The sequence below is a fragment of the Pseudomonas sp. K2I15 genome (assembly GCF_002204795.1).
Lineage (GTDB): Bacteria > Pseudomonadota > Gammaproteobacteria > Pseudomonadales > Pseudomonadaceae > Aquipseudomonas.
Map to the genome: position 1 here is coordinate 1 of NZ_NIXO01000131.1, position 3,014 is coordinate 3,014.

Sequence of the window (3,014 nt, forward strand, 5' to 3'; positions counted from 1 at the left end):
CGGTGGATCAGTCAATACATCTGGTGACTGACACACTGCATTCGCGAGCAAGCCCGCTCCCACATTTGGACCTCACTGTTTTCAAGCTTGGGTTACACCCGAAACTGATCCATCAGCTTCATCTGCTGGCTGGCCAGGGCATTGAGTTGGCTGCTGATGGCCGCCGACTCGGTGGCTTGGCCCGTCAGGGTTTCGGTCACCGTGCGGATCGCCGAGACGTTGCGGTTGACCTCTTCGGCCACCGCGCTCTGCTGCTCGGCGGCGCTGGCAATTTGCAGGTTCATGTCGCTGATCACCGTCACCGCCTCGCTGATCTTGCCCAAGGCCTGCACCGCCTGATGAATTTGCCCGGCATTGTTCTGCGCCTGGCTCTGGCTCGAATGCATGGTCGCCACCACCCCTCGGGTGCCGGTCTGGATGCGTTCGATCACCAGGCGAATCTCCTCCACCGAATCCTGGGTACGTTTGGCCAGGTTGCGTACCTCGTCGGCCACCACCGCAAAACCCCGCCCGCTTTCCCCGGCACGCGCCGCTTCAATCGCGGCGTTCAGGGCCAGCAGGTTGGTCTGTTCGGCGATGCTGCGGATCACTTCCAATACCGAACCGATTTGCTCGCTGTTCACCGCCAAGGCTTCGACTTCGGTCACGGCCTTGCTGACTTCTTCGGCCAGAGTGGTGATGTCGCGGGTGCTGCGTTCAATAATCTGCATGCCTTCACGGGCTGACTGGTCGGCACCCCGCGCCGCGCTGGCGGCGTTGGAGGCGCTGTTCGCCACGTCGTGGGCGGTGGCGCTCATTTCATTCGAGGCCGTGGCCACCTGGTCGATCTCACGGAACTGCACCTGCATGCCTTCGCTGGTCTGACGTGCGATCTCCGAGGACTGGTCGGCGGTGCCACGGGCTTCGGTGATGCTTTGCTTGATCTGCGCGATGGTCGGCTGCAGCTTGTCGAGGAAGCGGTTGAACCCGTTCACCAGTTCCCCCAGCTCATCTTTTTTCGCGTAGGCCAGGCGCTGGGTGAGGTCGCCGTCGCCACTGGCGATTTCCTTGAGCATGGCGGCCACGCTGTTGATCGGCCGGGTCACGCCGGTGGCAGCCAGCCAGATCAGCAACAGGCCGAGCAGGCCGGCGGCTGCACCTACCAGCAGGGCCTTGAAGGTGCCACTGGCCTGGGCCTTGTCGAGCACGGCCTGGAGTTTGAGCGAGTCTGCCAGCAGCACTTGTTTGGGCAGCTTGATCACCACACCCCAGGATTTGGCATCGCTGATCGGCTTGACCGGGTACACGGCGCGGATCGTGCCGTCTTCCTCGCGGATCTTGCGGGTATCGCTGGCCAACAGTTGCACAATCTCTTTGCCTTCGGCGCCGAGGGTGTCGATCAGGTTCTTGCCGACTTTGGCGGGTTCGCCGCTGTAGCCGGCAATCAGGCCACTGCCGGAGAGGATTTCGAGAATCCCTGCACCGTTGAACAACTCTTTTTGCGCCGCATCGGTCGCCGCTTGCAGGGCATTGAGGGCGAGGTCGATACCCACCACGCCGATCACTTTACCGTCGACCAGCAGGGGCAGGGAAATGGTGGTCATCAACACCGGTTTGCCGGCCACGGTGTCTTCATACGGGTCCAGCAGGCAAGTGTTCCGGGTGTCCCGCGGGCAGGTGTACCAGATGTTGTAGGGCGTACCACTGAGGTTGAGGGTGGTCTTGGTCAGGTCGTCTTCGACCATTACCGTGTTCAGGCCTTCACCACCGGCGCGGCTCCAGTAGCTGGAAAAACGGCCTTTTTCATTAGACACACGGGCGGCATCGTTGACGAACTCACTGTCCTTGCCATCGAGAGCGTTGGGCTCGAACGACAGCCAGATACCAAGCACTTTGCTGTTGCGGTCGAAGGCGGTTTTCAGGCTGTGGTTGAGTTCTTCCCGCAATACACCGGCGTCCAGCGAGCGCTTGCCGGCCAGGCTGCGCAGGTCCTTGATCTGGTCGGCGAGGGCGGTCACCACTAACAGGCTTTCACCGAAAGTCTTTTGCAGTTGCACCGCTTGTTCGGCGGCCTTGGCCTGCAGCAGGTTCTGCACGCTGTCGGTGAGCATTCGCGAGCTTGAAGCGCTGATCAGTTGGTCGTTCTGGCTGGTCTGGTAGAGGTTCATGCCGACCACCAGCGCGATCACCCCCAGCAGGCAGAGACCGGACAACAACACGATTTTCAAGCGAATGGAGAGGGTGTCGAACATGGGTGTACCCGCGAATGGACTTATTAGTATGCAAGCTCAGGCGAGTCCATTCGGCGCTATGCCAGGAACATCGGCTTGGGCCGGCTGTTCATGAGCGGGAGCCGATGGGCGGTAGGAGGGTGTCAGGTGGGCTGTGGGAGGCGTTCCGGCCGCGACCAGATCCACAGGTTACCCATGCTCATCCCGGCGATGGCCAGGTAGATCGGCCAGCCGTGGTCGAGCATCACCAGCATCAAGCCGGCGCACAGCAACATGCTCACGGTGGCGCTGACTTTGGCTCGGCGGGCGATGATCTTGCCATTGCGCCAATTGAACAGGATCGGCCCGAACAGCCGGTGGTTTTCCAGCCAGGCACTCAGGCGCGGCGAGCTTTTGGTGGCGGCCCAGGCGGCCAGCAGGATGAACTCGGTGGTGGGCAAGCCCGGTACCACAATCGCAATCAAGCCGATGCCCAGGCTGACGTAGGCCAGCAGGCCGAACAGCACGCGGGCGATTTTGGACGAGGATTGGGTTTTGCCGGTCATGGGTGCAGTTTGCTTGGATGGATTTACAAAGGATTCAGATTGAAACCGGATCAAAATGTGGGAGCGGGCTTGCTCGCGAAAGCAGTGTGTCAGTCAATACATCTGGCACTGAAACACCGTATTCGCGAGCAAGCCCGCTTGTGTCTTGATCCGGGATTAAGCTGAGGGTGAGAGCGGTGAGTGGCAAGCTGAATGCCCGGAGTGCTTAAAGCACGTGTGGGAGCCCATGCTGCCACTCACCTCTCCGCTCTGGACATGA

General features: G+C 61.0%; 2 protein-coding genes and 1 pseudogene. All 3 read right to left on the minus strand.

Annotated elements, in window-relative coordinates; translation table 11 throughout:
• Positions 1–92: 92 nt before the first annotated feature.
• Positions 93–848 carry a methyl-accepting chemotaxis protein gene (locus tag CEC48_RS32335; RefSeq protein WP_371917791.1) on the minus strand — a complete coding sequence of 252 codons (756 nt, stop codon included), beginning with the start codon at positions 846–848 and terminating at the stop codon, positions 93–95.
• A gap of 102 nt (positions 849–950) precedes the next feature.
• Positions 951–2,231, minus strand: a pseudogene (locus CEC48_RS32340) (HAMP domain-containing protein); the annotation flags it as partial.
• Between the two features lie 122 nt (positions 2,232–2,353).
• Complete coding sequence (locus tag CEC48_RS30695; protein ID WP_008435511.1) at positions 2,354–2,755, minus strand: YbaN family protein; 402 nt, start codon at positions 2,753–2,755, stop codon at positions 2,354–2,356.
• Positions 2,756–3,014: the final 259 nt, after the last annotated feature.